This is a genomic window from Salirhabdus sp. Marseille-P4669 (assembly GCF_900240405.1).
Classification (GTDB): Bacteria; Bacillota; Bacilli; order Bacillales; family Alkalibacillaceae; genus OEQK01.
In genome coordinates, this window is sequence record NZ_OEQK01000002.1 from 137708 (window position 1) to 162738 (window position 25031).

A 25031-nucleotide genomic window follows, 5' to 3' on the forward strand; every position below is an offset into this window, starting at 1 on the left:
GAACTAATAGAATTCATGGCGATAGGAGGAATCGTATGAAGCAAGTATCTTATATAGAAGATTTTGAGTCATGGAAACAAGGTTTTTCATTTCATATACCAATACGAATTCGATTTTCAGAAACAGATATGTTTGGCCATGTAAATAATGTCTCCCCATTTATTTACTTTGAGGAGGGACGGATTGCATTTTTTGCAGCTAAAGGGCTCTTTCAAAATATGAGTGAAGATGTAGATCGAATACCAGTAGTTGCGGATCTTCAATGTGATTACCATAAGCAAATGTTCTTCGGCCAAACGCTGAAATTATTTGTAAAGGTTCATCATATTGGGAAAACATCGTTAGATATTCACTATTTAATGGTGAATGAGAAGGAGGAGGTTTGTATAACTGGTAGGGGCAGAATCGTTCAAATTAATCCACAAACAGGCATTCCTGTTCCTTTTCATAAGGAGCAAATCGAAAAACTTCATGATGAAAATTAGTCTTACACATGATTTTTGAAAATGCGGGAACAGTCTCTCTCCATTACACATAATATACTATGACTAAATAATCCCCCTTGGTCCTTGTGGCTCAAGAAATAGCAAGGAGGGGTTCCCGATTGAATGACAAAGACTACAAACCAAAGCAGCTACTGACCAAACGGGAAAAAGAAGTTTTTGAATTGCTTGTGCAAGACAGAACAACAAAAGAAATTGCTGAAGAACTGTTCATTTCTGAAAAAACAGTGCGGAATCATATCTCAAACGCGATGCAGAAACTTGGTGTAAAGGGGCGTTCACAAGCGGTAGTAGAGCTCCTTCGTATGGGGGAGCTTAAGCTTTAAGGGAAAGGTTGATCCAGGGGGTTTAATTACTGGGTCAACCTTCTATCTTTTTGATACATAAAAAAGAATCTCTCTATTATATACTTGAATTTTTGAGGGAAAAGATTGAAAATAAGTAGAGGAGATTTTATACTAGGAGGTATTCCGTTTGCAAAAGGTAGTAGATTCTATCCTAATTTCTGAACTCGAAAAAGATTTGCGAATAATTGCTCACCTTATTAAACAAAAGGGAAGAGAAATTTTAAATAATTATCCAATCACAACCCCTCAATTTCTTGCATTACAATGGTTATTAGATGAGGGTGATTTAACGATCGGGGAATTATCCAAAAAGTTATATTCCGCTTTTAGCACGACAACAGATTTAGTGGACCGAATGGAAAAGAGCGGTTTAGTTAAACGTGTGCGAGATGTATCCGATGGTCGTGTAGTACGTATTCACTTGTTACAAAAAGGAAAAGAAATAATTGATGAAGTAATTGAAAAAAGACAACAATATTTACTAGAAGTCATGCAAGAATTTAATAACGATGAAATTATCTCTATTAAAACAGGGTTAAACCAATTGTTGACTAAGATGACCAACCATAGAGAAAACAGCTTGAGTAAATAAAGAGAGAGGCGTAAATAGGGTGAGAAATCCAATAGGAGTTATCGATTCAGGTGTTGGTGGATTAACGGTTGCAAAAGAATTAATGCGCCAAATGCCGAAAGAAGAAATTATATATATTGGGGATACCTTAAGATGTCCATATGGTCCTAGACCAAAAGAGGAAGTAAAAGAATTTACATGGTCCATGGTAAATCACTTATTACAATACAATATAAAAATGCTCGTTGTAGCTTGTAATACTGCTACTGCGTTTGTATTAGAGGATTTGAGGGCTAACTTAAATGTACCCGTTATTGGTGTAATACAACCAGGTGCAAGAGCAGCAATTAAATCCACAAAAAACTTAAATATCGGGATTATTGGCACAAAAGGCACTGTGGAAAGTGGCGCATATCCAACTGTGTTAAAACAAATAAATGCTTCTATTCAAATTTATAGTTTAGCATGTCCTGCGTTAGTTCCTTTAGTTGAAAAAGGAATTGTAAATGGCGAACAAGCAGAGCAAGTTGTGTATGAATCGTTAAAACCAATGCTTCATACGGACATAGATACATTAATACTGGGCTGTACCCATTATCCTTTACTAAAACCAGTTATTCAAAAGATGGTAGGAGAACATGTAACGGTGATTTCTTCGGGGACAGAAACAGCTAGAGATGTTAGTGCTATATTAGCCTATCATGATTTATTATATAAAGGCCAACGTATGCCAGAGCATAAATTTTTAGCAACAGGTAATATTCGATTATTCCATCAAATCGCAAGTTTTTGGTTTGGCTATCCTTTAAGTCATGTAAAGAATATCATTTTATAAGTAAGGTCTTGCTAGTTTTCCTGGCAAGACTTTTTATATTTGGAGATGGAGGATTTGCTTGTACATTTTTTTCGTGATAGTTGGTCTATTTTTAAAATAGGCTCGTATAAATAGTAGTACAAACCATCACAGGAGGGAATGTGCATGCAAAAACGTTTCATATTCACTACAATAACTTTTTTATTTAGTATATTGATTCTTTCAGGGTGCTTGTTTAAAGGAGAACAGTCCTTAGAGGAAGAAATGGATCCACCGCCAAATGTTCAAATGACTGAGGACCTTGCGAAAGTCGGGAAAGAAGTGACAGAGGAAGAGAGTGTTGCAACAGAACCTGACGAGTCAGAAGATACAGGTTCATCGGAGACAGTGCTTCGCGAGCTATATTTATTAGACGAAAATGGAATGGTTGTCCCACAAATGGTTTCACTACCAAAGTCGGATACAAATGCTGTTGCGAAACAAGCCTTAGAATATTTAATTAAGGATGGCCCAGTAACAAATGTTCTACCGAATGGGTTCCAAGCGGTATTGCCAGCAGGTACAGGTATTAATGGATTAGAAATTAAGGATGACGGTACCTTAATTGTAGATTTAACAGAAGGGTTTAAAGAATATCAACCTGAGGAAGAGCTTCAGATCATTCAAGCAATGACGTTTACACTTACCCAATTTGATTCTGTAGAACGTATTAAGCTGCAAATTAATGGTGTCGACCAAGATGTGATGCCAGTAAATGGTACACCACTATCGAATGGTTATTCTCGCGCGGATGGAATTAACATTCATGTAGGGGATGTACAAGATGTAACCGAAGCAGATTTAACCACTGTGTACTTCCCAGCAGAGCATGACTCTCATTATTATTATGTACCTGTTACAGTGCCTATTGAATCCGAAGATGAAAAACGACTTACGGCTGTTGTAAATAGTATATTAGAGGGTCCTAGTTATGAGCTTCCGGGATTGCTAAGTCCATTCCAAAGTGAGGTTGAATTAGTTTCCGAACCAACTGTGGAGGAAGGTATATTAACTTTAACCTTTAATGATGCGATTTTAAACAATTTAGAAAATCATTCTATCTCTGATGAAGTGTTGAGCTCCCTTGTTTTATCTTTAACAGAACAAGAAGGTGTAGAGTCTGTTCAAGTGAAAGTAGAGGGTGTAGAACAAGTCTTCAATGAAGAAGGCGAAGCTTTTTCAGAGCCAGTAACTCGTTCAGATGTAAAAAAAGCTAGTAGTATATAAGAAATTTAGAGGCTGCCTAAAGCAGTCTCTTTTCTATTTGTGTGGAACCTAGTTATCGATTCAATTATATGGTATGATGGCTTACATAGTAAGAGTTAAGGAGGACCTTGTAGTTATGCGTGTAGACGGTAGAGTAGAAAATGAACTACGAAAAGTACATATCGAAACAAACTTTGTTAAACATCCGGAAGGCTCTGTCCTTATAAGTGTAGGAGATACAAAAGTAATTTGTAATGCTAGTATTGAAGATCGGGTACCACCTTTTTTGCGTGGGCAAGGTAAGGGCTGGATTACTGCGGAGTATTCCATGTTACCTCGAGCTACGGAACAACGTAATATTCGTGAATCATCCAAAGGAAAAGTAACGGGTCGAACAATGGAAATTCAGCGCTTAATAGGGCGAGCGCTCCGAGCAGTTGTAGATTTAGATAAAATAGGCGAGCGAACGGTTTGGATAGATTGTGATGTGATTCAAGCGGATGGTGGAACGAGAACTGCATCTATAACTGGAGCTTATGTAGCGATGGTGCTAGCTTTTGGGAAACTTATCGAAAGAAAAGCGATAAAGGAATTCCCGATAAACAATTATTTAGCCGCTACATCAGTTGGGATATTACCAAATGGTACGCCAATTTTGGATTTATGCTATAAAGAAGATTCAGAAGCAAAGGTAGATCTTAATATCGTAATGAATGGTAGTAATGAATATGTTGAGATTCAAGGAACTGGAGAAGAAGATACATTTACGTTCGATGAATTAAATGAAATGCTACGTTTAGCAAATGATGGATTACAGCAATTGATTGAAATACAACGTGAAGCTGTTGGAGATTGGCATGAAACAATTATGAAAAAAAGTAAGAACTCAAAGTGATATTGGAGGTAGCAACTCTTGGATAAAGTAATATTAGCTACAAAAAATGCAGGTAAGGCCAAAGAATTTAAGGAGATTTTTGGGAAGATGGGAATCGAAGTTGTTACCCTACTTGATTTTGATGAAGAAATCCCAGAAATTGAAGAAACAGGTACAACATTTGAAGAAAATGCGGCCATCAAAGCGGAAACAATTGCTAACCAATTTCAATTACCTACTATTGGTGATGATTCAGGTCTTGTTATTGATGCATTAGGGGGAAAACCTGGTGTATATTCTGCACGTTATGCAGGCTTAGAGAAGAATGACCAAAAGAACTTGGAAAAGGTGTTAAAAGAGCTACAAGGTGTAGAAGAAAAAGATCGTACAGCACGCTTTGTATGTGTTCTAGCTTTCGCTGTGCCAGGTGAAGATACGATCACGAAAAGAGGTACCTGTGAGGGAACGATAGGGTTTGAACCTGTTGGAACAAATGGATTTGGTTATGATCCCATCTTTTATCCGTCTGAATATGAAAAAACACTAGCTCAACTACAACCAGACGAAAAGAATAACATTAGTCATCGTCGGGATGCCATTAATAAATTAGTAGAATGGATAAAGGAACAAAACTAAATGGGGTGATGCATTTGCCTACTATCGTTATTGTGAGTGACAGTCATGGGATGGAAAAGGAATTAATAGATATCAAACGACGTCATAAACAGGATACAGAATTATTTATCCATTGTGGGGATTCAGAACTTGCATATCAATCAGAAGAGATGGATACGTATTATAAAGTAAGAGGCAATTGTGACTTCGATACTAATTATCCGAAAGAAGTAAATATTACTGTTGATAACATGCATTTTTTTATAACGCATGGTCATTTATATAATGTCAAAATGAATTTAATGCCCATTTCTTATCGTAGTGACGAGGTGGGGGCAAATATCGTATGCTTTGGGCATTCCCATGTAGCTGGTGTTGAGCTACAGGGTGGTAAGGTATTTATTAATCCTGGAAGTATCCAGCAGCCACGTGGTGGAATAGTGGGTCGGACCCCTACGTATGTAAAACTATCATGGACGTCAGGGAAGAAGGATATAACAATTGCCTTTTTAAACCTGAACGGAAAGATGGAAAAAGAAGTTGTTGTAACATTATAATGTTTTTTTGAAAAAATATTTTAGAACTCCTTGACATTATAAAAAATGGATTATATAATAACATTTGTCCGTTAGGAGTTGCGGGTGTAGTTTAATGGTAAAACCTCAGCCTTCCAAGCTGATGTCGTGGGTTCGATTCCCATCACCCGCTCCATTATTTTCTAATAATAATGTCCCAGTGGCTCAGCAGGATAGAGCACGAACGAATCTGCATCACTGAAGTTACATCAGCGTACTAACCGAGACACATCTTGAAATACTCACTGAGGTTAGGACGACGGAGTTCACTCTATTATGGTGATTCTACTAAATATACTATTTTATAAATGTCCCAGTAGCTCAGCAGGATAGAGCAACGGCCTTCTAAGCCGTCGGTCGGGAGTTCGAATCTCTCCTGGGACGCCATACATATAATCGTAAACCTTCTGTATTTCAGAAGGTTTTTTTGATTTTGAAACAAAAAAATGGTTAGAAAAGAAAAATTCTATATACGTAAAGATGCTTAGCGCAAGGACCAGTCCCAAGTAGCAGCGCTATTATTAAGCTTTCTTTCACTACTGCATAAACCCTTCATTTGTTATGAAAAATAAGACGTAGTATGTGAAGAGGAGAATACACGATGACAAAACCGCGATATTATTCTAATATTTATTGGCATTTTACCGGTGGCCCCGTTTCCAAAGAAGGAGAAGTTGTCTGGCACGGTTTTCGCTGTCTACAAGAGGTAAAAGAAAATACCGTTTTAAAAACCCCTGATACCGCCATGGAAAACTTAAAAAATATTTTAAACACAAGAACCTTAAAAGCAACTTGTACGGAAATAATTGCGGATGATATGGAAACAGAAAAATTTTGTTGTGTATGTGATATTCCTTTAGAGGATATTACGCTTCATAAAGTATATTATGGGGATTATGCCATTGGATTTAATGCCAAAAGGATTCATGAAAACTTTCACCCTGTTTTATATTTTGAACCACATTTAGCGAAAATCGTTAAACCGGAATTTCTTGAAACAAGTACAGCCACATCGGAAGAGAAATTTTTAAGTGCACTTGGGATTCATAAAGGAAATCCTTTAGTAAATTTTTTGAAATTAACGCATTTTGATCCGGACTATGAGGATTCTTTTTATGGGGAAAGGGAATGGCGGTGCTTAAAGGATTTCGTATTTTCTTATGAAGATGTGGAAGCGATTATTGTTCCTAAGGAAGAGGTTAATGACATTAACCATTATTTAGCACACCTAGGATATAAAAATATTAGTGTACTTAGCTGGGATTTTGTTGAAAATATTTAGGCTTGATTTTGAGGATAGGGAAGAGAAATGGGCTATTTTAAATATTCCAGCGAGCTAAGCAGCAAATTTTCTTGCGAAAATTTGCTGCTGTCGTTTAGAAAAATGAGCAAAGCTTTTAAAACCTGTTCCCGGAATTTTCAACCCAATTACTAAATTGTTCTCCATAAAAATGTGTATTTAGATCTTTTAGGAAATCCATCATTCCAATAACTTTTTCCTTATTTGCCTCGCTTTTAGACACGTATTCCTCGACGAATTTTTGAAGCTGAAAAGTACTAAGTGAAGACTCTTTTCTTATTGTTTTGCCTTTTTCGGTTAGTTTTACATAGGAAATACGACGATCATTAGAATCCTTCTGAACTTCAACCAGAAGCTTTTCTTTTAATCGTTTCACAACTTGCATAACAGTACTTATGTCCCATAAACCTAGTTGTGCTATTTTTGACATGGTAGCTTCATTTTCAAAGTGAAGAATCCAAAGAATGTGTTGCTCAGCACTTGTAATGCCGATTTTTTGAGCGTTTTTCTGCCAATCCTCCTCTAAAACTTTATTGAATCCCCTATAATAGTTCATCATTTTGTGTAAAACATGATATTCCATAACAGTTTCTCCTTTTTAATTTTAAAAATATTGAATTTAGGTTGTGTAGTTAAATGTAGAACTTTTCTATTATAATTAATCATACCAAAATCTACCTATTTTTAAATGCTTTTTTAATATAATATCATGCTTTATGTTATAGTATATAAAATAATTAATAAATGTTTTGGGCTTAAGGATTATGATTTTGAAAATAAGGGTATGAATATACAATATAAAACTAAACCTTTCGTTACCTTATACAGACAGGAAGGGTGTTTATGAAAAAAAGCGAACAGGATATTATTATTTTTCCTGGGTGGAAAAAGCAATTAGAGCGGGACGGATTAGATGCTTTAAAAGAAAAACGATACGAGGATGCATTGGAACACTTCGAGAAATTAGAACTATATGAGGCTTCTACATTTGAAATGTTAACTGGAAAGGTAATCTGTTTAATTGAATTAGGTAGATATGATGATGCAATCAGTGTTTGTCGGAAACTTATGAAGGAAGATGTAGATAATTATTATAAATATTTACATATATATGTAACGATTTTGTTTCAAACCAGTCAATATGGAGAAATCGTGAGTTTATTAGATGAGATATTTGAAAATGAAGAAATCCCACATACATATCGCCAACAATTTTGGCAAATTTACGACTTAAGTAAAAAATTTCATGATGATCAAGCAGAAAGTGAATATGATGATGCCATCGTAACCTTTATACAACGATTGGATAATGGAAGTTTTCAAGAACAATGGAGGCTATTATCAAGCATTAGGAAAAATACAATTCATCCTTATGTTAATGATTTAGTACCATATTTAATTGATTCGAAGCTAAATCCAGTAATAAAAACCGGTATATTACAATGCTTTATCGAGCAACAAGTTGATCAAAACATGCAAGTGCATAAGTTTGATCAATCGGCAATTTTTAATCCAAAAGAGTTAAAAGATGTTATGGACACCCAATTTGCAAAACAAATTTTATTGAAATTGTCTTATGTGGAAGATCAAGATCCTACGTTATTTGAGTTCATCAGACAAATATTGTTTCGTTTCCTATATATATATTTTCCTTTCATTCCAGACGAAGAGCAAATCACCGATATTTCTGAAGCGGTATTATCCTTGGCTCTAGATTACTTACAAATAGACGGCGAGTATCAGCAAATGTTAGAGGAGCCAAATGAGCAAAGGGACAATTGGAAGAAAAAAATTCAATCTTTGGAAATGAAGTACTTCTCCCAAATAGAATCATAGGAAAGAATTGTAGGGTATTTCAGACAGAATTTGCTAAATTACATATGAGATTCTTGAACAGTTATAATTCTATGTTATAATATAATGGTTTCATTATGCGTTTAACTTACTATAAGGAATACCTCATAATGACCGAATTAAACATGTAATAATTGAATAATAGATGTTGGAGGGAAATTTATGTCAGCAAAATGGGAAAAGTTAGAAGGAAATGAAGGTGTCTTAACTTTTGAAATTGAAGCAGATGAGTTTAATACTGCTTTAGATAAAGCCTTCAAAAAGGTTGTAAAAGATGTACAATTACCTGGATTCCGTAAAGGTCGTGTACCTCGTCAAATTTTTGAAAAGCGTTTCGGTGTTGAAGCACTTTATCAAGATGCGCTTGATATTGCTTTACCTGATGCATATGTCAAAGCAATTGACGAAGCTGGTATTGAACCAGTGGATCGTCCTGAAATTGACGTAGAACAAATTGAAAAAGGCAAAAATGTTGTACTTACTGCTAAAGTAACTGTGAAGCCAGAAGTGAAACTTGGCGAATATAAAGGTCTTGAAGTAGAAGAAGAAAATACCGAAGTAACTGAAGAAGACGTAGAAAACGAATTAAAATCAATGCAAGAGCGTCATGCTGAACTTGTTGTAAAAGAAGATGGACAAGTTGAAGAAGGCGATACAGTTGTAATGGACTTTGAAGGTTTCAAAGATGGAGAAGCTTTTGAAGGTGGTAAAGGTGAAAACCATTCATTAGAAATTGGTTCTGGTCAATTCATTCCTGGATTTGAAGAACAGTTAATAGGTAAAAAAGCTGGTGAAGAAACAGAAATTCAAGTAACTTTCCCAGAAGAATACCATGCTGAAGATTTAGCTGGACAAGAAGCAACTTTCAAAGTGAAAATTCATGATATTAAAACAAAAGAGCTTCCTGAGCTAGATGATGAATTTGCTAAAGACGCTGATGATGAAGTAGAAACTTTAGATGCACTAAAAGACAAAATTAGAACCCGTCTTGAGAAGCAAAGAACGGAAGATGCAGAAAATAACAAGCGTCAAACATTAGTGGAAAAAGCATCAGAAAATGCAGAAGTAGATATCCCACAAGCTATGGTGGATAGTGAGTTAGATCGTATGCTTCAAGAATTTGAACAAAATCTCCAAATGCAAGGTCTAAACCTAGAAATGTACCAACAATTATCAGGTCAAGATGAGAATGCATTAAAGGATCAAATGAAAGAAGATGCGAAAAAACGTGTTCAAACTAGCCTAACTCTAGAAGCAATTGCAGATGCAGAAAATCTAGAAGTTACCGAAGATGACATTGAAAATGAACTTAAGTCAATGTCAGAAATGTACAACATGGAAGTGGAGCAAATTAAACAATTGCTTGGAGCAAATCAAGATGCATTAAAAGGTGATTTGAAAGTTCGTAAAGCAATTGACTTTTTAGCTGAAAATAGTAAAACAGTTAAATAAGTACCATTAAGGATAAGAACAGAACATAAACAAGGTGCGAATTTTCGTGCCTTGTTTTATACTACATAGTAATTTAATTTTTTTAATAGGTATACATAGTTACGAAATTAAGAAAGAATAGTTTAAGGAGAACATCTTGCTACCTACTAGCATACATATATAAATAAGTGTGTTCTTAATTAATTAGCTTCTATGGTTTGTACATAATGATGAACGATCCCGCATGTGCAAATATTCCCAAAGAATATTCAAGTTGAATTACTTTCTTCTCCATGCACATATTTGTTATGATGTGCTAAAGAATAAAGAACTAAAGTAAGATTTTCTTGTTAAATTAGAGACAGATATAATTGGTGAGGTGATTGAATGCTTAAGTTTAATGATGAAAAAGGGCGTCTGAAATGCTCTTTTTGTGGGAAGACACAAGAGCAAGTACGTAAACTAGTAGCTGGCCCTGGAGTTTATATATGTGATGAATGTATTGAATTGTGTACTGAAATTGTGGAAGAGGAACTAGGTAACGAGGAAGAAGTTGAATTTAAAGACGTACCGAAGCCAAAAGAAATTTTAGAGATCTTAAGTCAATACGTTATCGGTCAGGAAAAAGCGAAAAAGTCATTATCGGTTGCAGTATATAACCACTATAAGCGTATTAATACGAATCAAAAAGAAGATGATGTAGAACTTTCCAAAAGTAATATCGTTCTCATCGGACCAACTGGTAGTGGTAAAACATTGCTAGCTCAAACGTTAGCTCGAATTTTAAATGTGCCATTTGCAATTGCTGATGCAACATCCTTAACAGAAGCGGGTTATGTTGGGGAAGATGTAGAGAACATATTATTGAAATTAATTCAAGCAGCAGATTATGATGTGGAAAAAGCAGAAAAAGGTATTATATACATTGATGAAATTGATAAAATTGCACGTAAATCTGAAAATCCATCTATTACTAGAGATGTTTCAGGTGAAGGTGTTCAGCAGGCATTATTAAAAATCCTTGAAGGTACTGTAGCAAGTGTTCCGCCTCAAGGTGGACGCAAGCATCCGCATCAAGAATTCATTCAAATTGATACGACGAATGTACTGTTCATTGTTGGCGGTGCCTTCGATGGTATTGAACAAATTATTAAACGTCGTTTAGGAAAACGTGTTATTGGATTTGGAACGGATAATCAAAGTGAAGATTTAGATAAGGAAGAATTATTATCTAAAGTACTTCCAGAGGACTTATTGCGTTTTGGTTTAATTCCTGAATTTATCGGGCGTCTACCTGTTATTGGTAGCCTTGAGCCCCTTGATGAAGATGCACTGGTTGAAATCCTAACGAAACCAAAAAATGCACTAGTAAAACAATATGAGAAATTATTTGAAATTGATGATGTGCAATTAGAAATTGAAGAAGAGGCTTTGAGAGAGATTGCGAAAAAGGCAATCGAGCGTAAAACTGGTGCACGTGGATTACGATCTATTATTGAAAGTATTATGATGGATGTAATGTTCGAGCTTCCATCACGTGACGATGTAGAGAAGTGTGTGATTACGAAAGAAACGGTTATAAATCCAGAAGGAAAACCGAAGCTTGTTATGACAGATGGAACCGTATTAGATCAAAATGATGAATCACCTAAGGAAAGTGCATAAAACACGACAAAAAGAGCCAGAAAATCAATATGATTTTCTGGCTTTTCTATTTTCCGTAGGCGTTTAATTGAATATTGATTCGGAAATACTAGTGAAATAATGCTCAAAATCAAACACATCAAAAACAAAGTATAGATGTTGTTGTTTTATGACAGATTACATATGGGAGGATGAACAAATGAGCGGTTTTACTAGTATTGTTATTTTTATTCAATTACTTGTTGGGGTTATCGTTGGTCTCTATTTTTGGAACATGCTAAAAAACAATCGAACCAATAAAGTAGCAATTGAAAAGGAGTCCAAGAAAGAATTAGATGAGCTTCGAAAAATGCGATCCATTTCGCTTTCTGAACCACTATCTGAACGGGTAAGGCCAAAACGTCTGGAAGATATCGTAGGTCAGGAAGATGGTATTGAGTCACTAAGGGCAGCATTATGTAGTGCGAATCCACAGCATGTTATTATTTATGGACCACCAGGGATCGGGAAAACAGCTGCTGCTCGTCTTGTTTTAGAGGAAGCAAAGCGTATGAAGGAAACGCCTTTTAAATCGGATGCAAAATTTATTGAGCTGGATGCAACTACTGCTCGATTTGATGAAAGAAGTATTGCTGACCCATTAATAGGCTCCGTTCATGACCCAATATATCAAGGGGCTGGTGCAATGGGGCAAGCTGGAATTCCCCAACCTAAGAAAGGTGCTGTTTCGAATGCACATGGGGGTGTGTTGTTTCTCGATGAAATAGGGGAGCTACATCCGTTTCAAATGAACAAATTACTAAAAGTATTAGAAGACAGGAAAGTTTATTTTGAAAGTGCTTATTATAGTGAAGAAAATGAAAAAATTCCGCTACATATACATGAAATATTTCAACAAGGCTTACCTGCTGATTTTCGTTTAATTGGTGCAACGACAAGAAGACCAGAAGAACTACCACCAGCTATTCGTTCTAGATGCTTGGAGATTTTCTTTAAGGATTTAGAAACAGACCATTTAAAAGAGGTAGCAAAGCGAGCAGCCGATAAGGTTCATGTTGAAATAGAAGAAAACGCGTTAGAGAGAATTGCGGCTTATGCCCGAAATGGACGGGAAGCAGTAAACATTGTGCAAATATGTGTTGGAATCATGAAAAAAGAACAACGTACGACGATAGCAACAAAAGATATTGAATGGGTTGCGGAATCAAGTCAATTAACACCAAAGTTAACTCCAAAGGTTCCTAGCAAACCAAGAATCGGGGCGGTTAATGGCTTGGCTGTGTATGGACCGAATAGTGGTGCTCTTTTAGAAATAGAAGTATTAGCTCTTCCGGTTACAAATTCAAATGGAGAAGGTACGGTAAAAATATCAGGAATTGTGGATGAGGAAGAGTTGAATCAAGGTGGTAAAACCATTCGAAGAAAAAGTATGGCAAATCATTCCGTTCAAAATGTTCTTACGATGCTTAAGTCTATTGGTGTACCAGTTCATCAATATGACCTACACATTAATTTTCCAGGTGGGATGCCAGTAGATGGTCCATCAGCAGGGATTGCAATTGCATCCGGAATCTTTTCAGCAATTCATAAAATACCAATAAAAAATGATATTGCTTTAACTGGTGAAGTGAGTATTCATGGGAAAGTAAAGCCAGTTGGTGGCATCGTGCCAAAAATAAAAGCTGCATACAAAGCAGGAGCGAAACAAGCAATCATTCCAAAAGAAAATCTTCAAGTTGTAGGGAACCAAATCGAAAATATGGAAGTAATTCCAGTGGGGCATTTTAAAGAAGTGTTAGAGCATGTTGTGGTAAAGGAAGAAAATCATTCATTGGTAGAGGATATCTTAACCATCCAACAACGAAAAACGATATAACGTATCTAGAAATGCAAGCACTTAGTCTGTAAGTCAAATACTAAATTGTTTACAAACGATTTCCTTTTCTTTATGATGGTAATACGATATGGATGTCTCGGAGGTGTATTAAGAATATGGCGGAACGAAAAGAATTACAGCTTCCCCTCCTACCTTTGCGAGGACTTATCGTTTATCCTTCAATGGTATTGCATTTAGATGTGGGACGCGATAAGTCTGTAAAAGCTTTGGAAAAGTCAATGATGGAAGATAACAAAATCTTTTTGGCTTCACAAAAAGAAGTGGGAATAGATGAACCGAACGAAGAAGATATTTATCGAGTAGGAACCGTTGCAACAGTTAAGCAAATGCTCAAACTCCCAAACGGTACAATACGTGTATTAGTAGAAGGCTTGTATCGAGCAGAATTAATTCGATTTATAGATGCAGATGAGGAATATTATTTTGTCGAAATTGAAGAAGTGGAAGAAACTCGTGGGGATAAGGTAGAAGAAGAAGCATTAATGCGTACACTACTTCAATATTTTGAACAATACATAAAGGCTTCTAAAAAAATTAGTCAAGAAACCTTTAATACGGTAAAAGATATCGATGAGCCAAGTCGCGTTGCGGATTTAATTGCTTCTCATCTATCCTTAAAGATGAAGGAAAAACAATCTATTTTAGAAACCTTTCATGTAACCGACCGACTTCAACAGCTAATTGAATTAATTAATAACGAAAAAGAAGTACTTCATCTAGAAAAGAAAATTGGACAACGAGTTAAGAAATCAATGGAGCGCACGCAAAAGGAATATTATTTACGGGAACAAATGAAGGCAATTCAACAAGAGCTTGGCGATAAAGATGGCAAAACGGGTGAGGTTGCTCAATTAAAAGAGAAGATTGAACAAGCCAATATGCCTGAAAGAATTGAAAAGGTAGCATTAAAGGAATTAAATCGCTACGAACGAATTCCAAACAATTCAGCAGAGAGCTCTGTTATTCGTAATTATATTGAATGGTTAATTGCTCTACCTTGGACAAAGGAAACAGAAGATGTTCTCGATATTAACCACGCAGAGGACATTTTAAATGAAGATCATTATGGTCTTGATAAAGTGAAAGAAAGAATACTTGAATATTTAGCAGTGCAAAAACTTACAAAGTCTATTAAAGGACCAATTCTGTGCTTGGTTGGACCTCCTGGTGTAGGGAAAACCTCCCTAGCGAAATCGATTGCGAAGTCGATTAATCGTAACTTTATCCGAATCTCATTAGGTGGAGTGAGAGATGAAGCGGAGATAAGAGGTCATAGAAGAACATATGTAGGTGCAATGCCTGGTCGAATTATTCAAGGAATGAAAAAAGCTGGGACAATTAATCCTGTCTTTTTATTAGATGAAATTGATAAAATGTCGAATGATTTTCGTGGTGATCCATCCAGTGCAATGCTAGAAGTATTAGATCCTGAGCAAAATAGCAATTTTAGTGATCATTTCATTGAAGAAACCTATGATCTATCAAAAGTGTTATTTATTGCAACGGCTAACTCACTAGACACCATTCCAGGTCCGTTGTTAGACCGGATGGAAGTCATCTCCATAGCTGGTTATACAGAAGTAGAGAAGCTTCATATTGCAAAGGAGCATTTACTTCCAAAGCAAATAAAAGAAAATGGCTTAACGAAAAGTAAATTGCAAGTTCGTGATGATGCGATTATGAAATTAATTCGCATGTATACAAGGGAAGCAGGTGTAAGGAATTTAGAGCGCCAGATTGCTTCAGTTTGTCGTAAGGCAGCCAAAATTATCGTATCAGATGAGAAAAAACGAGTTGTTGTGACAGAAAAGATGTTAGATGAATTATTAGGGAAGCCTCGTTTCCGTTATGGTCAAGCGGAGGAGGAAGACCAAATTGGCGCAGCAACTGGATTGGCTTATACAACTGCAGGTGGGGATACACTCTCTATTGAAGTTTCCTTATATCCTGGTAAGGGTAATTTAACGTTAACAGGTAAACTAGGGGATGTAATGAAGGAATCCGCGCAAGCAGCATTTAGCTACATTCGATCCAGATCTAAGGAATTAAACATCGATCCAGATTTTCATGAGAAAAACGATATTCATATACACGTTCCAGAAGGTGCCGTACCGAAAGATGGCCCATCCGCTGGAATAACGATTGCAACTGCCCTTGTTTCTGCTCTAACAGGTAGAGCAGTCCGTAAAGAAGTAGGGATGACTGGGGAAATCACCTTAAGAGGTAGAGTATTACCAATTGGTGGTTTAAAAGAGAAATCTCTAAGTGCACACCGGGCTGGATTAACGAAAATCATTATTCCAGAAGAGAATGAAAAAGATTTAGATGATATTCCGGAAAGTGTTCGGGAGGGCTTAACGTTCGTTCCTGTACGTCACTTAGATCAAGTGCTGGAACATGCACTGTTGGGAGAGTAAGAAATGAAAGTTAATCAAGTAGAACTAGTTATAAGTGCTGTAAAGCCTGAGCAATATCCAGCTGGTTTTTTACCTGAGATTGCTCTTGCTGGTCGATCTAATGTAGGGAAATCTTCTTTTATCAATCGTATGATTCAAAGGAAGAACATGGCTCGTACCTCTAGTAAGCCAGGAAAAACCCAAACCTTAAATTTCTATCTTATTAATGAAATGCTCTATTTTGTGGACGTACCTGGTTACGGTTATGCTAAAGTGTCAAAAAAAGAGAGACAGGCATGGGGGAAAATGATGGAGAGATATTTCTCCGAAAGAAAACAATTAAAGCTAGCTGTTTTAATTGTGGACCTACGTCATGATCCTACAGAAGATGATTTATTAATGTATGACTTTTTTAAGCATTATGACATTCCAGTTCTCGTTATTGCGACAAAAATGGATAAAGTACCGAAAACGAAAAGACCTGGTCACTTAAAGCGAATTAAAACGGCGTTAGATATAGAACCAGGTGATAAAATCGTGACGTTTTCCTCTGAAACTGGGGAAGGGAAAGATGAGGCCTGGGGAGCAATAAAAGGATTTATTAATAAGTAAAAAAGTAAGAGTTTGCGACGTGCGACCGCAGTTGATCTACACGCTGTTGAAGAGAATTGTAACGTACGGATAGTGCATTTCATAAAAGCCGAAAATGGGGATTGTAGTTACCATTTTCGGCTTTTATTATTCTGCTAGTTTGGTCATCAAGTTGAAAAATGTCATAGGGAGTATTTTAGGTGAGCTTGTAAAAGAGGAAAATACGGTCAATGACCTCATCCTGACTCAAGAGTCTAAGCAGTGAATCTTTCCCAAAATTATCTAATTTAGAAAGAATGGTTAAGGAAACACATGCTTATACTAAGCTTGAAGGAGTATCAGACTTGAGTAATATTCTTGCTTGTACATTGGAGGTATGTTAATGTACAGAAGGGTTAGATATTTTCATAATATGTTCACTTTTGTGTCCATTAGGAACATGGAATTACATGCTATAATAGAAAGAAATGAGATTAGTACAAAGTAACTATTATTATATAGAGATTGGTATTGTTAGACGGAGGATGGATATTATGCATACACTAGTGGTAAGTGTTAGTTATAAGACTGCACCGGTAGCCATTCGTGAAAAACTGGCCTTTCCTGATGAGCAATTAGCAGGTGCTATGCAATTATTAAACGAACAAAAAAGCGTATTAGAGAATGTGATTGTTTCTACATGTAATCGTACGGAAATTTATGCAGTAGTGGATCAGCTGCATACGGGACGTTATTATATTAAACGTTTTATGGCGGATTGGTTTCAAATGGATATGGAAGAACTTTCTTCTTATATCTCTATTCATGAAGAAGAGGAAGCTGTAGAACATTTATTCCGTTTAACATGTGGGCTCGAATCGATGGTATTAGGGGAAACTCAAATTCTTGGACAAGTTAAACATGCGTTTTTAGTTGCACAGGATTATCATATTTCTGGAACTATATTTAATCAGTTGTTTAAGCAAGCTATCACTGTTGCAAAGCGATCTCATAAAGAAACAGAAATAGGTGAGAATGCTGTTTCGATTAGCTATGCAGCTGTTGAATTAGCGAAAAAAATATTTGGTAATTTACAACAAAAGAGTGTTGCAATATTAGGGGCCGGTAAGATGGGAGAACTGGCTGTTAAAAACCTTCATGGCTCAGGGGTTCACCATATTTCTGTAATCAATCGAACTAAAAGCAAAGCGGAAGAGGTTGCTCAAAAGTTTAAGGGAGACGCTTATTCCCTTGACCAATTAAATCATGTTCTCTTAAATACAGATATATTAATTGCTTCTACAGGTGCAGCGGGCTATGTTCTTCAAGAATCAGAAGTACAAAACATTATGAAACAACGTAATGGGAAGCCACTATTCTTAATGGATATAGCAGTTCCAAGAGATATTGATCCTTCCATTAATAATATAGAAGGTGCATTTCTTTATGATATTGATGATTTACAAGGTGTTGTAGATGCTAACTTAGAGGCTAGAAAAGAAATTGCTACAGAAATTGAGGCATTCATTGCTGCAGAAATGAATGAATATCAAGAATGGGTTCAAACGTTAGGAGTGGTGCCGATTTTATCAGCACTTCGCAAAAAAGCACTATCCATTCAAGAAGTAACCATGCAATCTATTGAAAGAAAAATGCCAGATTTAACCGATCGTGAGCGAAAGGTTTTAAATAAACATACGAAGAGCATCATTAACCAATTATTAAAAGAACCGATTCTTTATGCAAAGGAAATGGCCGGCTCTAAAACTCGAGAAGCAGGATTGGAGCAGTTTATTCAGACGTTTGGGATAGAAGAAGAGGTAGCAGAAGAGGTCGCAAAACAAGACGCAAAAGCATATAAAGCAAAAATTGGTGAAACAAAAAGAAATTTAAGTTCTTTATCCCTTAATCGATCTACCTTTACTTTTCATGAGAAGGGATAGCTAATGAATGTTAGATGTTGACTTTAAATGGATTTATGAACTTATTATCCTAATTTACGCTGTTGCAATAATCGGATACTTTATTGATTTTATACAACAGAATCGGAAGGTCAATCGTTTGGCCTTCTGGTCCCTATCAATGGTTTGGATACTACAAACCGTTTTTTTGTTTCGTAATCTACTAGGTGAGGAAGACTTTCCAATCCAAACCATCTATGATGGTCTTTATTTTTATGCTTGGATTTTAATTACGTTTTCGCTTATCATAAATCGAATATTTCGAGTCGACTTTTTTGTTTTTTTTACAAATGTTGTAGGTTTCTTCATTATGGTGTTACATATTTTCACGAAGATTCAACAATCCCCTACCGTGAATGAAATTGATTTTGCTAGTGAAATGTTGATTACTCATATAACACTTGCGCTATTATCATATGGGATATTTACACTTTCCTTTATATTTTCGATCATGTATATACTTCAATATCGCTTATTAAAGCAAAAAAAGTGGAATAGTCGATTAAAAAGGTTAGGGGATTTAAATCAATTGGAGCGATTCTCTTTTTTCGCTATTTTGATGGGATTACCAATTTTGCTCATTGCCATATTATTAGGTGTTATTTGGGGCTATACTTCTAATGAAGTGTTTTTCTGGTATGACATTAAAACCATTGGCTCCTTTGCGGTGTTGATTGTATATGCAGTTTTCTTATTTATTCGAGTTGGGAGAGGCATTCAAGGGAAGAAAATTGCAACATTAAACATATATGCATTTTTATTTTTACTCGTAAATTATTTTTTATTTAGTACATTATCAAATTTTCATTTTTGAGATAAGGAGATAAGATGGATGCGTAAAATTATAGTTGGTTCAAGAAAAAGTAACTTAGCACTAACGCAAACGGAATGGGTAATTGAAAGGCTAAAGGGCTTAGGTTTACCTTATACATTTGAAACGAAAAAGATTATGACAAAAGGTGATAAAATCCTAGATGTCACGTTATCAAAAGTAGGTGGTAAAGGTCTATTTGTTAAAGAACTAGAACAAGCAATGTACGATAAAGAGATTGACCTTGCTGTACACAGTATGAAAGACATGCCAGCTGAATTACCAGAAGGGTTGATTATAGCATCTATACCGGAGCGTGAGGATCATCGTGATGCATTTATTTCCAAAGATGGGAAAACAAGGTTAAAGGATTTACCTGAAGGTGCGATTGTTGGAACAAGCAGCTTAAGAAGAGCTGCGCAAATATTAGTACAAAGACCAGATGTTAAAATTAAATCGGTTCGTGGAAATATTGAAACAAGATTACGCAAACTAAAAGAAGAGGATTACGATGCTATTGTTTTAGCAGTGGCTGGGTTACAACGAATGGGTTGGTCATCCGATATTGTAACAGAATACTTGGACGTTGATGTTTGTGTTCCGGCTGTAGGACAAGGAGCGCTTGCAATCGAGTGTCGGGAAGACGATACAGAACTTAGAGAGCTTCTAGAAAAGATTAGCGATGAGACAACAAGTCGCACCGTAGCAGCGGAGCGAACGTTCTTAAATCTTATGGAAGGCGGCTGCCAAGTTCCTATTGCAGGCTATGCTCATTTAGAAGGGGATGACATAATCCTTAGTGCGCTAGTTGCCAAGCCGAATGGATCGAAAGTGATTCATGAGATTGTTCGTGGTAAAGATCCGAAACAAGTTGGTAAGGAAGCAGCAGAGCGGGTAATGGCTCAAGGTGGAAAGGCATTAATAGATCAGGCAAAAGAGGAGCTTGAGCAGTCATGAACCTCCCGTTAGAGGGAAAAAAGGTTCTTGTTACGAGAGGTGCCAATCAAGCGAAGGAATTAACAAAACTGATTTCGAAGTTTGGTGGGATACCTCTTCAAGTCCCTCTATTAACGTATAAAAAAGCAAGACGAGTCGATAACAAAAAAATTATCTCTCATTTACAGCAGTTTGATTGGATCTTTTTTACGAGTACGAATGGTGTCCATTTTTTTATGGAGCTATTACAGGAGGAAGATGTATCCATTCCGAAACATATTCGGATTGGTTCTGTCGGGAAAAAGACTGCTGAGGGACTTGAGCAATATGGAGTACCGGTTCACTTTATTCCAACGATCTATAACGCAGATAGTATGGTTGAGGAACTACCAATACATAAAGATGAAGATAAGGTCTTATTAGTTCAAGGGAATCGGTCCAGAGATGTTTTACCAGCATATTTTGAAGCGGAACACATAGCTTATCAACCAATTGTTGTGTATGAGACAGCATCAAATGAATTGGTAAAGAAGGATTTAGAAAAGGTTTTAGGAGCACATGATTTAGATATAATTACCTTTACAAGCCCTTCATGTGTTGAAGCGTTTTTTGAACTTGGAGGACTGCAAGCAGAGTATTTTGTAAATACCCTTTGCTTATGTATAGGGACTACAACGGAAAAAGCTGCCCGAGCTGCAGGATTTGAAAATACACTGACACCGAATCAATTTACGGTTGTAGATATGATGGATGCATTAATACAATTTCTACAAAAGGAGCATGAGAAAAATGAATGACTTACATTTTAAACGACATCGTAGATTACGTTCATCTGAAAGCATGAGAGCTTTAGTACGAGAAACACATTTACATAAAGAGGATTTAATTTACCCTTTATTTGTTGTAGAAGGGGAAAATATTAAACGAGAGATTCCTTCTATGCCAGGTATTTTTCAATTATCATTAGACAATCTTACAGAAGAAATGAAAGAAGTAGAGTCGTTAGGAATCCGTTCTGTATTGCTTTTTGGTGTTCCAAAACAAAAAGATGAGGTTGGCTCACAAGCATATTGTGAACATGGTATTGTTCAATTAGCGACGAAACAAATAAAACGAGATCATCCTTCTATCATTGTTATTGCAGATACTTGTCTGTGTGAATATACGTCTCATGGACATTGTGGTGTAATCCGGGATGGAAAAGTAGATAATGATGAATCTCTAAAATTAATTACGGAAACAGCAATCAGCCAAGCAAAAGCTGGCGCTGATATTATTGCACCTTCTAATATGATGGATGGCTTCGTTGCTGCCATTCGTAAAGGATTAGATGAAGCCGGATTCACAAATATACCTATCATGTCCTATGCGGTTAAATACGCTTCCGCCTTTTATGGTCCTTTCCGTGATGCTGCAGATAGCACGCCACAATTTGGAAACCGTAAAGAATATCAAATGGACCCTGCCAATCGCTATGAAGCTTTTAGAGAAGCAGATTCGGATATCGAAGAAGGTGCAGATTTTATTATTGTGAAGCCATCTATGTCCTACTTAGATATTATGCGGGATGTAAAAGAGCGCTCCACTCTACCGCTAGTTGCTTACAATGTTAGTGGAGAATACTCCATGGTTAAAGCTGCAGCTCAAAACGGCTGGATAGATGAAAAACAAATCGTATTAGAAAAATTAATCTCAATGAAAAGAGCTGGCGCTGATTTAATTATTACATATGCTTCTAAAGATGTAGCGAAGTGGCTAAGTGAATAATGCATAAATAAGGGATGGTGTAAAATAATGAACACGTATTCGAAATCAGTTGAGGCGTTTAAAGAAGCTGTGCAATTACTTCCTGGGGGAGTGAACTCTCCAGTACGTGCCTTTAAATCTGTTCATATGGATCCTATTTTTATGGAAAAAGGAAAAGGGTCAAGGATATACGATATTGATGGAAATGAATATATTGACTATGTATTAAGCTGGGGACCACTAATCGTTGGGCATGCTCATGAAAAGGTTGTGGAAGCACTTCAGAAGGTTGTCGCCAATGGGACAAGCTTTGGAGCCCCAACCGAAATGGAAAACAAATTAGCGAAATTAGTAATCGATCGTGTCCCATCTATCGAAGTAGTGCGAATGGTGAATTCCGGTACTGAGGCAACAATGAGTGCATTACGTTTAGCACGTGGGTATACGAAGCGAGATAAAATCTTGAAATTTGTTGGTAGCTATCATGGTCACGGTGATTCCTTGTTAATTAAAGCTGGTTCAGGTGTGGCAACCTTAGGGCTACCGGATAGCCCTGGCGTACCAGAATCCATAGCGAAAAATACTATTACCGTTCCGTACAATGATATGGATAGTGTTCAATACGCATTTGAACAATACGGTAATGATATTGCTGCCGTAATTGTAGAACCTGTTTGTGGCAATATGGGAGTTGTTCCGCCAAGAGACAATTTCCTGCAACATTTACGTGATATTACCGAACAATATGGTACTCTCTTAATCTTTGATGAAGTGATGACTGGTTTTCGAGTAGGCTTTCATTCCGCACAAGGCTATTACGGTGTCACTCCAGATTTAACTTGTTTAGGAAAAGTTATTGGTGGTGGCCTTCCTGTAGGTGCTTACGGTGGCAAACGCGAAATTATGGAACAAATTGCACCAAGTGGACCAATTTATCAAGCAGGTACATTATCTGGGAATCCACTAGCAATGACAGCAGGGTATGAGACACTAAATCTTTTAACAGAATCATCCTATGAAGAAATGAACAAAAAAATAGATCGCTTAGTACAAGGAATTGAGAATTTGGCAGACCAATATCATATTCCTCATACCATTAATCGTGCTGGTTCAATGGTAGGTTTATTCCTTACTAATGAAGATGTAATCAATTTCGATACAGCCAAGACGTCTGATCTTGATTTGTTTGCTTCTTATTACCGTGCCATGGCGAATGAAGGGATTTTTCTGCCGCCGTCACAGTTTGAAGGTTTGTTCTTATCAACAGAACATTCAGAAGAAGATATTGATAAAACATTAAATGCATTTGAAAACGCATTTCGTAAAATAAGTAAGTAACGAAAAAATGTTAGATGCCAATTGGTATCTAACATTTTTTTTTTATTAGATGCATTCTTTGGGTTATATACTGGCTGTTATGTCTTTCTTACCTTGACCTTTTAGTGCAATCATATTCATTATCTAAGTAATCGAAAAAAATCCCTCTAATATTTCAACTATTATAAAAATATCAATAGAATCTATAAGTTACGTTATAAATTTACTACTTCTTTCATATACGTATAAAGATAAGTATATTGGAATATTACAGTTCATGCTTCATAGGTGGAAAAATGTTCACTTGTGTTGAAGTTTGACTTGGAAGGAGGAAAATTTTTTGTCTGATCAATCAAACGTATTTAAATTTGATTTGAACGAGCTTTTGTCCTTTCAAAAGGGACAGGAAGTAATGGAGCTTATTGGGATTGCATTAGAGCCAGATATTAGCATTTTTGAGTCGGATGAGTATGTTACTATTCGAGGGGTAATCGAACTTACAGGGGAATATATGCCGTTAGACAGTGCACAGAATGACAGGGATTCCGGTTTTGACTCACAAGTATTATCCTTCCAGGAGAGACAACTAAAAAACTATGTAAAGGATATTCGTAGTTTTGAAGATGGATTAAATGAATTTCACTATCACATACCAGTTGAAGTAACAATACCTAAATACCGTGTCCCATCCTTAGATGATGTTATGGTCGAGATCGATTATTTTGATTATCAAATCCCTGATCCATCACAAATAAAACTACAAGCTGAGGTTGTAATTTCTGGAATTAAGCAAGAAAGCACAGGAAGTCCAGTACGCAAGGAAGAAGAGCAAAAGAATGAATGGGAAGATGTGAATCAACCTTTTTCTTTTGATTTGAAGTTTGAACAAGAGGAATCTTCTTCATCCATTCAAGCAGAAAGTAGTACGGAATCAGAGGTGTTTTCATCAAATGAGGAGCACGATGAATCAATCGAGTCGAAAGAAGAGAAGGATAGAGAACTTTGGTTCAAGAAGAAATCTCAGTCTTTTGATGAGTTTTTTGGTAAAAATAAAGAAGTAGTGGAAGATTCACCGGAGGATGTATTGGAAAGTCCTTCCCCATCTCCGTCTCCATCATATGAATTACAAGTAGAGAATAACCAGGAATATGAAGAAGAGACATTTGAAATAGAGCGACCAGAATTTGAAGCAACGAAAGAACCCGTTGATACAGAAGAAGTAGTAGGTCAAATGGTAGAGGAAGCAAATGAAGGCATAGAGCATGAAAGTGTGGCACACGAAGAAGCTCGTGCTGAAGAAGAAACACAACAGATAGTAGATGTTGTTCCTAAAGTTGGCTATGCATCAATGAAGAAACAGGATGAGGTTAACGAGGAAAGTGAGCGAAACGGTGAGGATGTCTTCTATTTAGTAAATATGTTTAATCGTGAGGAAGAATCCTATTCTAGCATTCGGATGTGTATTGTCCAGGAGGCGGATACACTGGATTCCATCGCAGATCGTTACGAAATGAATAAATCCCAAATAGCTCGATATAACAACTTAAATGAAGACGAAGTCAAAGCGGGAGATATTTTATACATCCCAAAGTCAAAGAATAAAAGTCCATCCTAATGAAAAGTA

23 protein-coding genes and 2 tRNA genes are annotated in these 25031 nt (G+C 36.4%); 24 read left to right on the plus strand and 1 reads right to left on the minus strand.

The genetic code is table 11. The features are described 5' to 3' along the window. Nucleotides 1-35 precede the first annotated feature (35 nt). The 11 genes from C1A05_RS03695 (at nt 36) to C1A05_RS03745 (ending at nt 6826) form a co-directional block, all read left to right on the plus strand. Entirely contained in the window at nt 36-485 is a 450-nt protein-coding gene (locus tag C1A05_RS03695; RefSeq protein ID WP_102026847.1) for an acyl-CoA thioesterase, read from the plus strand. 119 nt (nt 486-604) lie between these two features. Then, nucleotides 605-829, plus strand: a complete 225-nt coding sequence (locus tag C1A05_RS03700; RefSeq protein WP_102026848.1) for a helix-turn-helix domain-containing protein — start codon at nt 605-607, stop codon at nt 827-829. 148 nt (nt 830-977) lie between these two features. After that, the gene (locus C1A05_RS03705; protein WP_102026849.1) at nt 978-1442 is read left to right on the plus strand and encodes a MarR family winged helix-turn-helix transcriptional regulator; all 465 of its coding nucleotides are present in this window, start codon (nt 978-980) and stop codon (nt 1440-1442) included. 19 nt (nt 1443-1461) lie between these two features. After that, the gene (gene racE, locus C1A05_RS03710; protein ID WP_102026850.1) at nt 1462-2256 is read left to right on the plus strand and encodes a glutamate racemase; all 795 of its coding nucleotides are present in this window, start codon (nt 1462-1464) and stop codon (nt 2254-2256) included. A gap of 144 nt (nt 2257-2400) precedes the next feature. After that, entirely contained in the window at nt 2401-3501 is a 1101-nt protein-coding gene (locus C1A05_RS03715; protein ID WP_102026851.1) for a GerMN domain-containing protein, read from the plus strand. A gap of 115 nt (nt 3502-3616) precedes the next feature. Further along, nucleotides 3617-4375, plus strand: coding sequence for a ribonuclease PH (rph, locus tag C1A05_RS03720; protein ID WP_102026852.1), 759 nt, complete (start codon nt 3617-3619; stop codon nt 4373-4375). Between the two features lie 18 nt (nt 4376-4393). Continuing rightward, nucleotides 4394-4990, plus strand: coding sequence for an XTP/dITP diphosphatase (locus tag C1A05_RS03725; protein WP_102026853.1), 597 nt, complete (start codon nt 4394-4396; stop codon nt 4988-4990). Between the two features lie 14 nt (nt 4991-5004). Next, a complete protein-coding gene (locus tag C1A05_RS03730; protein ID WP_102027354.1) occupies nt 5005-5526 on the plus strand; it encodes a metallophosphoesterase family protein in 522 nt (173 codons plus the stop codon). Between the two features lie 80 nt (nt 5527-5606). Further along, nucleotides 5607-5680, plus strand: a tRNA-Gly gene (locus C1A05_RS03735). Nucleotides 5681-5854: 174 nt separating this feature from the next. After that, nucleotides 5855-5931, plus strand: a tRNA-Arg gene (locus C1A05_RS03740). 214 nt (nt 5932-6145) lie between these two features. Beyond that, nucleotides 6146-6826: an abortive infection system antitoxin AbiGi family protein gene (locus tag C1A05_RS03745; protein WP_102026854.1), complete on the plus strand. Its 681-nt coding sequence runs from the start codon at nt 6146-6148 to the stop codon at nt 6824-6826. Nucleotides 6827-6941: 115 nt separating this feature from the next. Here the strand turns inward: C1A05_RS03745 and C1A05_RS03750 are convergent, their stop codons facing one another. Further along, on the minus strand, nt 6942-7427 hold the full coding sequence (locus C1A05_RS03750; RefSeq protein ID WP_102026855.1) for a MarR family transcriptional regulator: 486 nt from the start codon (nt 7425-7427) through the stop codon (nt 6942-6944). A gap of 260 nt (nt 7428-7687) precedes the next feature. Here C1A05_RS03750 and C1A05_RS03755 point away from each other — a divergent pair, with 260 nt between their 5' ends. From C1A05_RS03755 to spoVID, 13 genes are all read left to right on the plus strand, one after another. Continuing rightward, entirely contained in the window at nt 7688-8680 is a 993-nt protein-coding gene (locus C1A05_RS03755) for a tetratricopeptide repeat protein (RefSeq protein ID WP_102026856.1), read from the plus strand. A gap of 180 nt (nt 8681-8860) precedes the next feature. After that, on the plus strand, nt 8861-10150 hold the full coding sequence (gene tig / locus C1A05_RS03760) for a trigger factor (protein WP_102026857.1): 1290 nt from the start codon (nt 8861-8863) through the stop codon (nt 10148-10150). A gap of 366 nt (nt 10151-10516) precedes the next feature. Beyond that, entirely contained in the window at nt 10517-11794 is a 1278-nt protein-coding gene (gene clpX, locus C1A05_RS03765) for an ATP-dependent protease ATP-binding subunit ClpX (RefSeq protein WP_102026858.1), read from the plus strand. 178 nt (nt 11795-11972) lie between these two features. Further along, entirely contained in the window at nt 11973-13649 is a 1677-nt protein-coding gene (gene lonB, locus C1A05_RS03770) for an ATP-dependent protease LonB (protein WP_102026859.1), read from the plus strand. A 116-nt stretch (nt 13650-13765) separates the two neighbouring features. After that, nucleotides 13766-16087 (plus strand): endopeptidase La, encoded by a 2322-nt coding sequence (gene lon, locus C1A05_RS03775; RefSeq protein WP_102026860.1) that lies wholly within the window; start codon nt 13766-13768, stop codon nt 16085-16087. Between the two features lie 3 nt (nt 16088-16090). Then, the gene (gene yihA, locus C1A05_RS03780) at nt 16091-16678 is read left to right on the plus strand and encodes a ribosome biogenesis GTP-binding protein YihA/YsxC (RefSeq protein WP_102026861.1); all 588 of its coding nucleotides are present in this window, start codon (nt 16091-16093) and stop codon (nt 16676-16678) included. 512 nt (nt 16679-17190) lie between these two features. After that, nucleotides 17191-18579 carry a glutamyl-tRNA reductase gene (gene hemA / locus C1A05_RS03785; protein WP_102026862.1) on the plus strand — a complete coding sequence of 463 codons (1389 nt, stop codon included), beginning with the start codon at nt 17191-17193 and terminating at the stop codon, nt 18577-18579. A gap of 7 nt (nt 18580-18586) precedes the next feature. Next, nucleotides 18587-19411: a cytochrome C assembly family protein gene (locus tag C1A05_RS03790; protein ID WP_102026863.1), complete on the plus strand. Its 825-nt coding sequence runs from the start codon at nt 18587-18589 to the stop codon at nt 19409-19411. Nucleotides 19412-19429: 18 nt separating this feature from the next. Then, nucleotides 19430-20365, plus strand: coding sequence for a hydroxymethylbilane synthase (gene hemC / locus C1A05_RS03795; protein WP_102026864.1), 936 nt, complete (start codon nt 19430-19432; stop codon nt 20363-20365). After that, nucleotides 20362-21141, plus strand: coding sequence for a uroporphyrinogen-III synthase (locus C1A05_RS03800; protein WP_102026865.1), 780 nt, complete (start codon nt 20362-20364; stop codon nt 21139-21141). The genes hemC and C1A05_RS03800 overlap by 4 nt, the downstream gene beginning before the upstream one ends. Beyond that, complete coding sequence (gene hemB / locus C1A05_RS03805; protein ID WP_102026866.1) at nt 21134-22111, plus strand: porphobilinogen synthase; 978 nt, start codon at nt 21134-21136, stop codon at nt 22109-22111. Before C1A05_RS03800 ends, hemB begins: the two co-directional genes overlap by 8 nt. Nucleotides 22112-22138: 27 nt before the next feature. Further along, nucleotides 22139-23428, plus strand: a complete 1290-nt coding sequence (gene hemL, locus C1A05_RS03810; RefSeq protein ID WP_102026867.1) for a glutamate-1-semialdehyde 2,1-aminomutase — start codon at nt 22139-22141, stop codon at nt 23426-23428. Between the two features lie 319 nt (nt 23429-23747). Continuing rightward, nucleotides 23748-25022, plus strand: a complete 1275-nt coding sequence (gene spoVID / locus C1A05_RS03815) for a stage VI sporulation protein D (RefSeq protein WP_159461988.1) — start codon at nt 23748-23750, stop codon at nt 25020-25022. Nucleotides 25023-25031 lie beyond the last annotated feature (9 nt).

What these genes read in the sequence shown, in the direction of transcription:
- C1A05_RS03745 (WP_102026854.1), top strand. Translation starts at nt 6,146, where the DNA reads ATGACAAAACCGCGATATTATTCTAATATTTATTGGCATTTTACCGGT.
- C1A05_RS03790 (WP_102026863.1), top strand. Translation starts at nt 18,587, where the DNA reads ATGTTAGATGTTGACTTTAAATGGATTTATGAACTTATTATCCTAATT.
- lonB (WP_102026859.1), top strand. Translation starts at nt 11,973, where the DNA reads ATGAGCGGTTTTACTAGTATTGTTATTTTTATTCAATTACTTGTTGGG.
- yihA (WP_102026861.1), top strand. Translation starts at nt 16,091, where the DNA reads ATGAAAGTTAATCAAGTAGAACTAGTTATAAGTGCTGTAAAGCCTGAG.
- hemB (WP_102026866.1), top strand. Translation starts at nt 21,134, where the DNA reads ATGAATGACTTACATTTTAAACGACATCGTAGATTACGTTCATCTGAA.
- hemA (WP_102026862.1), top strand. Translation starts at nt 17,191, where the DNA reads ATGCATACACTAGTGGTAAGTGTTAGTTATAAGACTGCACCGGTAGCC.
- C1A05_RS03715 (WP_102026851.1), top strand. Translation starts at nt 2,401, where the DNA reads ATGCAAAAACGTTTCATATTCACTACAATAACTTTTTTATTTAGTATA.
- C1A05_RS03695 (WP_102026847.1), top strand. Translation starts at nt 36, where the DNA reads ATGAAGCAAGTATCTTATATAGAAGATTTTGAGTCATGGAAACAAGGT.
- lon (WP_102026860.1), top strand. Translation starts at nt 13,766, where the DNA reads ATGGCGGAACGAAAAGAATTACAGCTTCCCCTCCTACCTTTGCGAGGA.
- clpX (WP_102026858.1), top strand. Translation starts at nt 10,517, where the DNA reads ATGCTTAAGTTTAATGATGAAAAAGGGCGTCTGAAATGCTCTTTTTGT.
- tig (WP_102026857.1), top strand. Translation starts at nt 8,861, where the DNA reads ATGTCAGCAAAATGGGAAAAGTTAGAAGGAAATGAAGGTGTCTTAACT.
- rph (WP_102026852.1), top strand. Translation starts at nt 3,617, where the DNA reads ATGCGTGTAGACGGTAGAGTAGAAAATGAACTACGAAAAGTACATATC.
- C1A05_RS03750 (WP_102026855.1), bottom strand. Translation starts at nt 7,427, where the DNA reads ATGGAATATCATGTTTTACACAAAATGATGAACTATTATAGGGGATTC.
- C1A05_RS03755 (WP_102026856.1), top strand. Translation starts at nt 7,688, where the DNA reads ATGAAAAAAAGCGAACAGGATATTATTATTTTTCCTGGGTGGAAAAAG.
- hemL (WP_102026867.1), top strand. Translation starts at nt 22,139, where the DNA reads ATGAACACGTATTCGAAATCAGTTGAGGCGTTTAAAGAAGCTGTGCAA.
- hemC (WP_102026864.1), top strand. Translation starts at nt 19,430, where the DNA reads ATGCGTAAAATTATAGTTGGTTCAAGAAAAAGTAACTTAGCACTAACG.
- C1A05_RS03800 (WP_102026865.1), top strand. Translation starts at nt 20,362, where the DNA reads ATGAACCTCCCGTTAGAGGGAAAAAAGGTTCTTGTTACGAGAGGTGCC.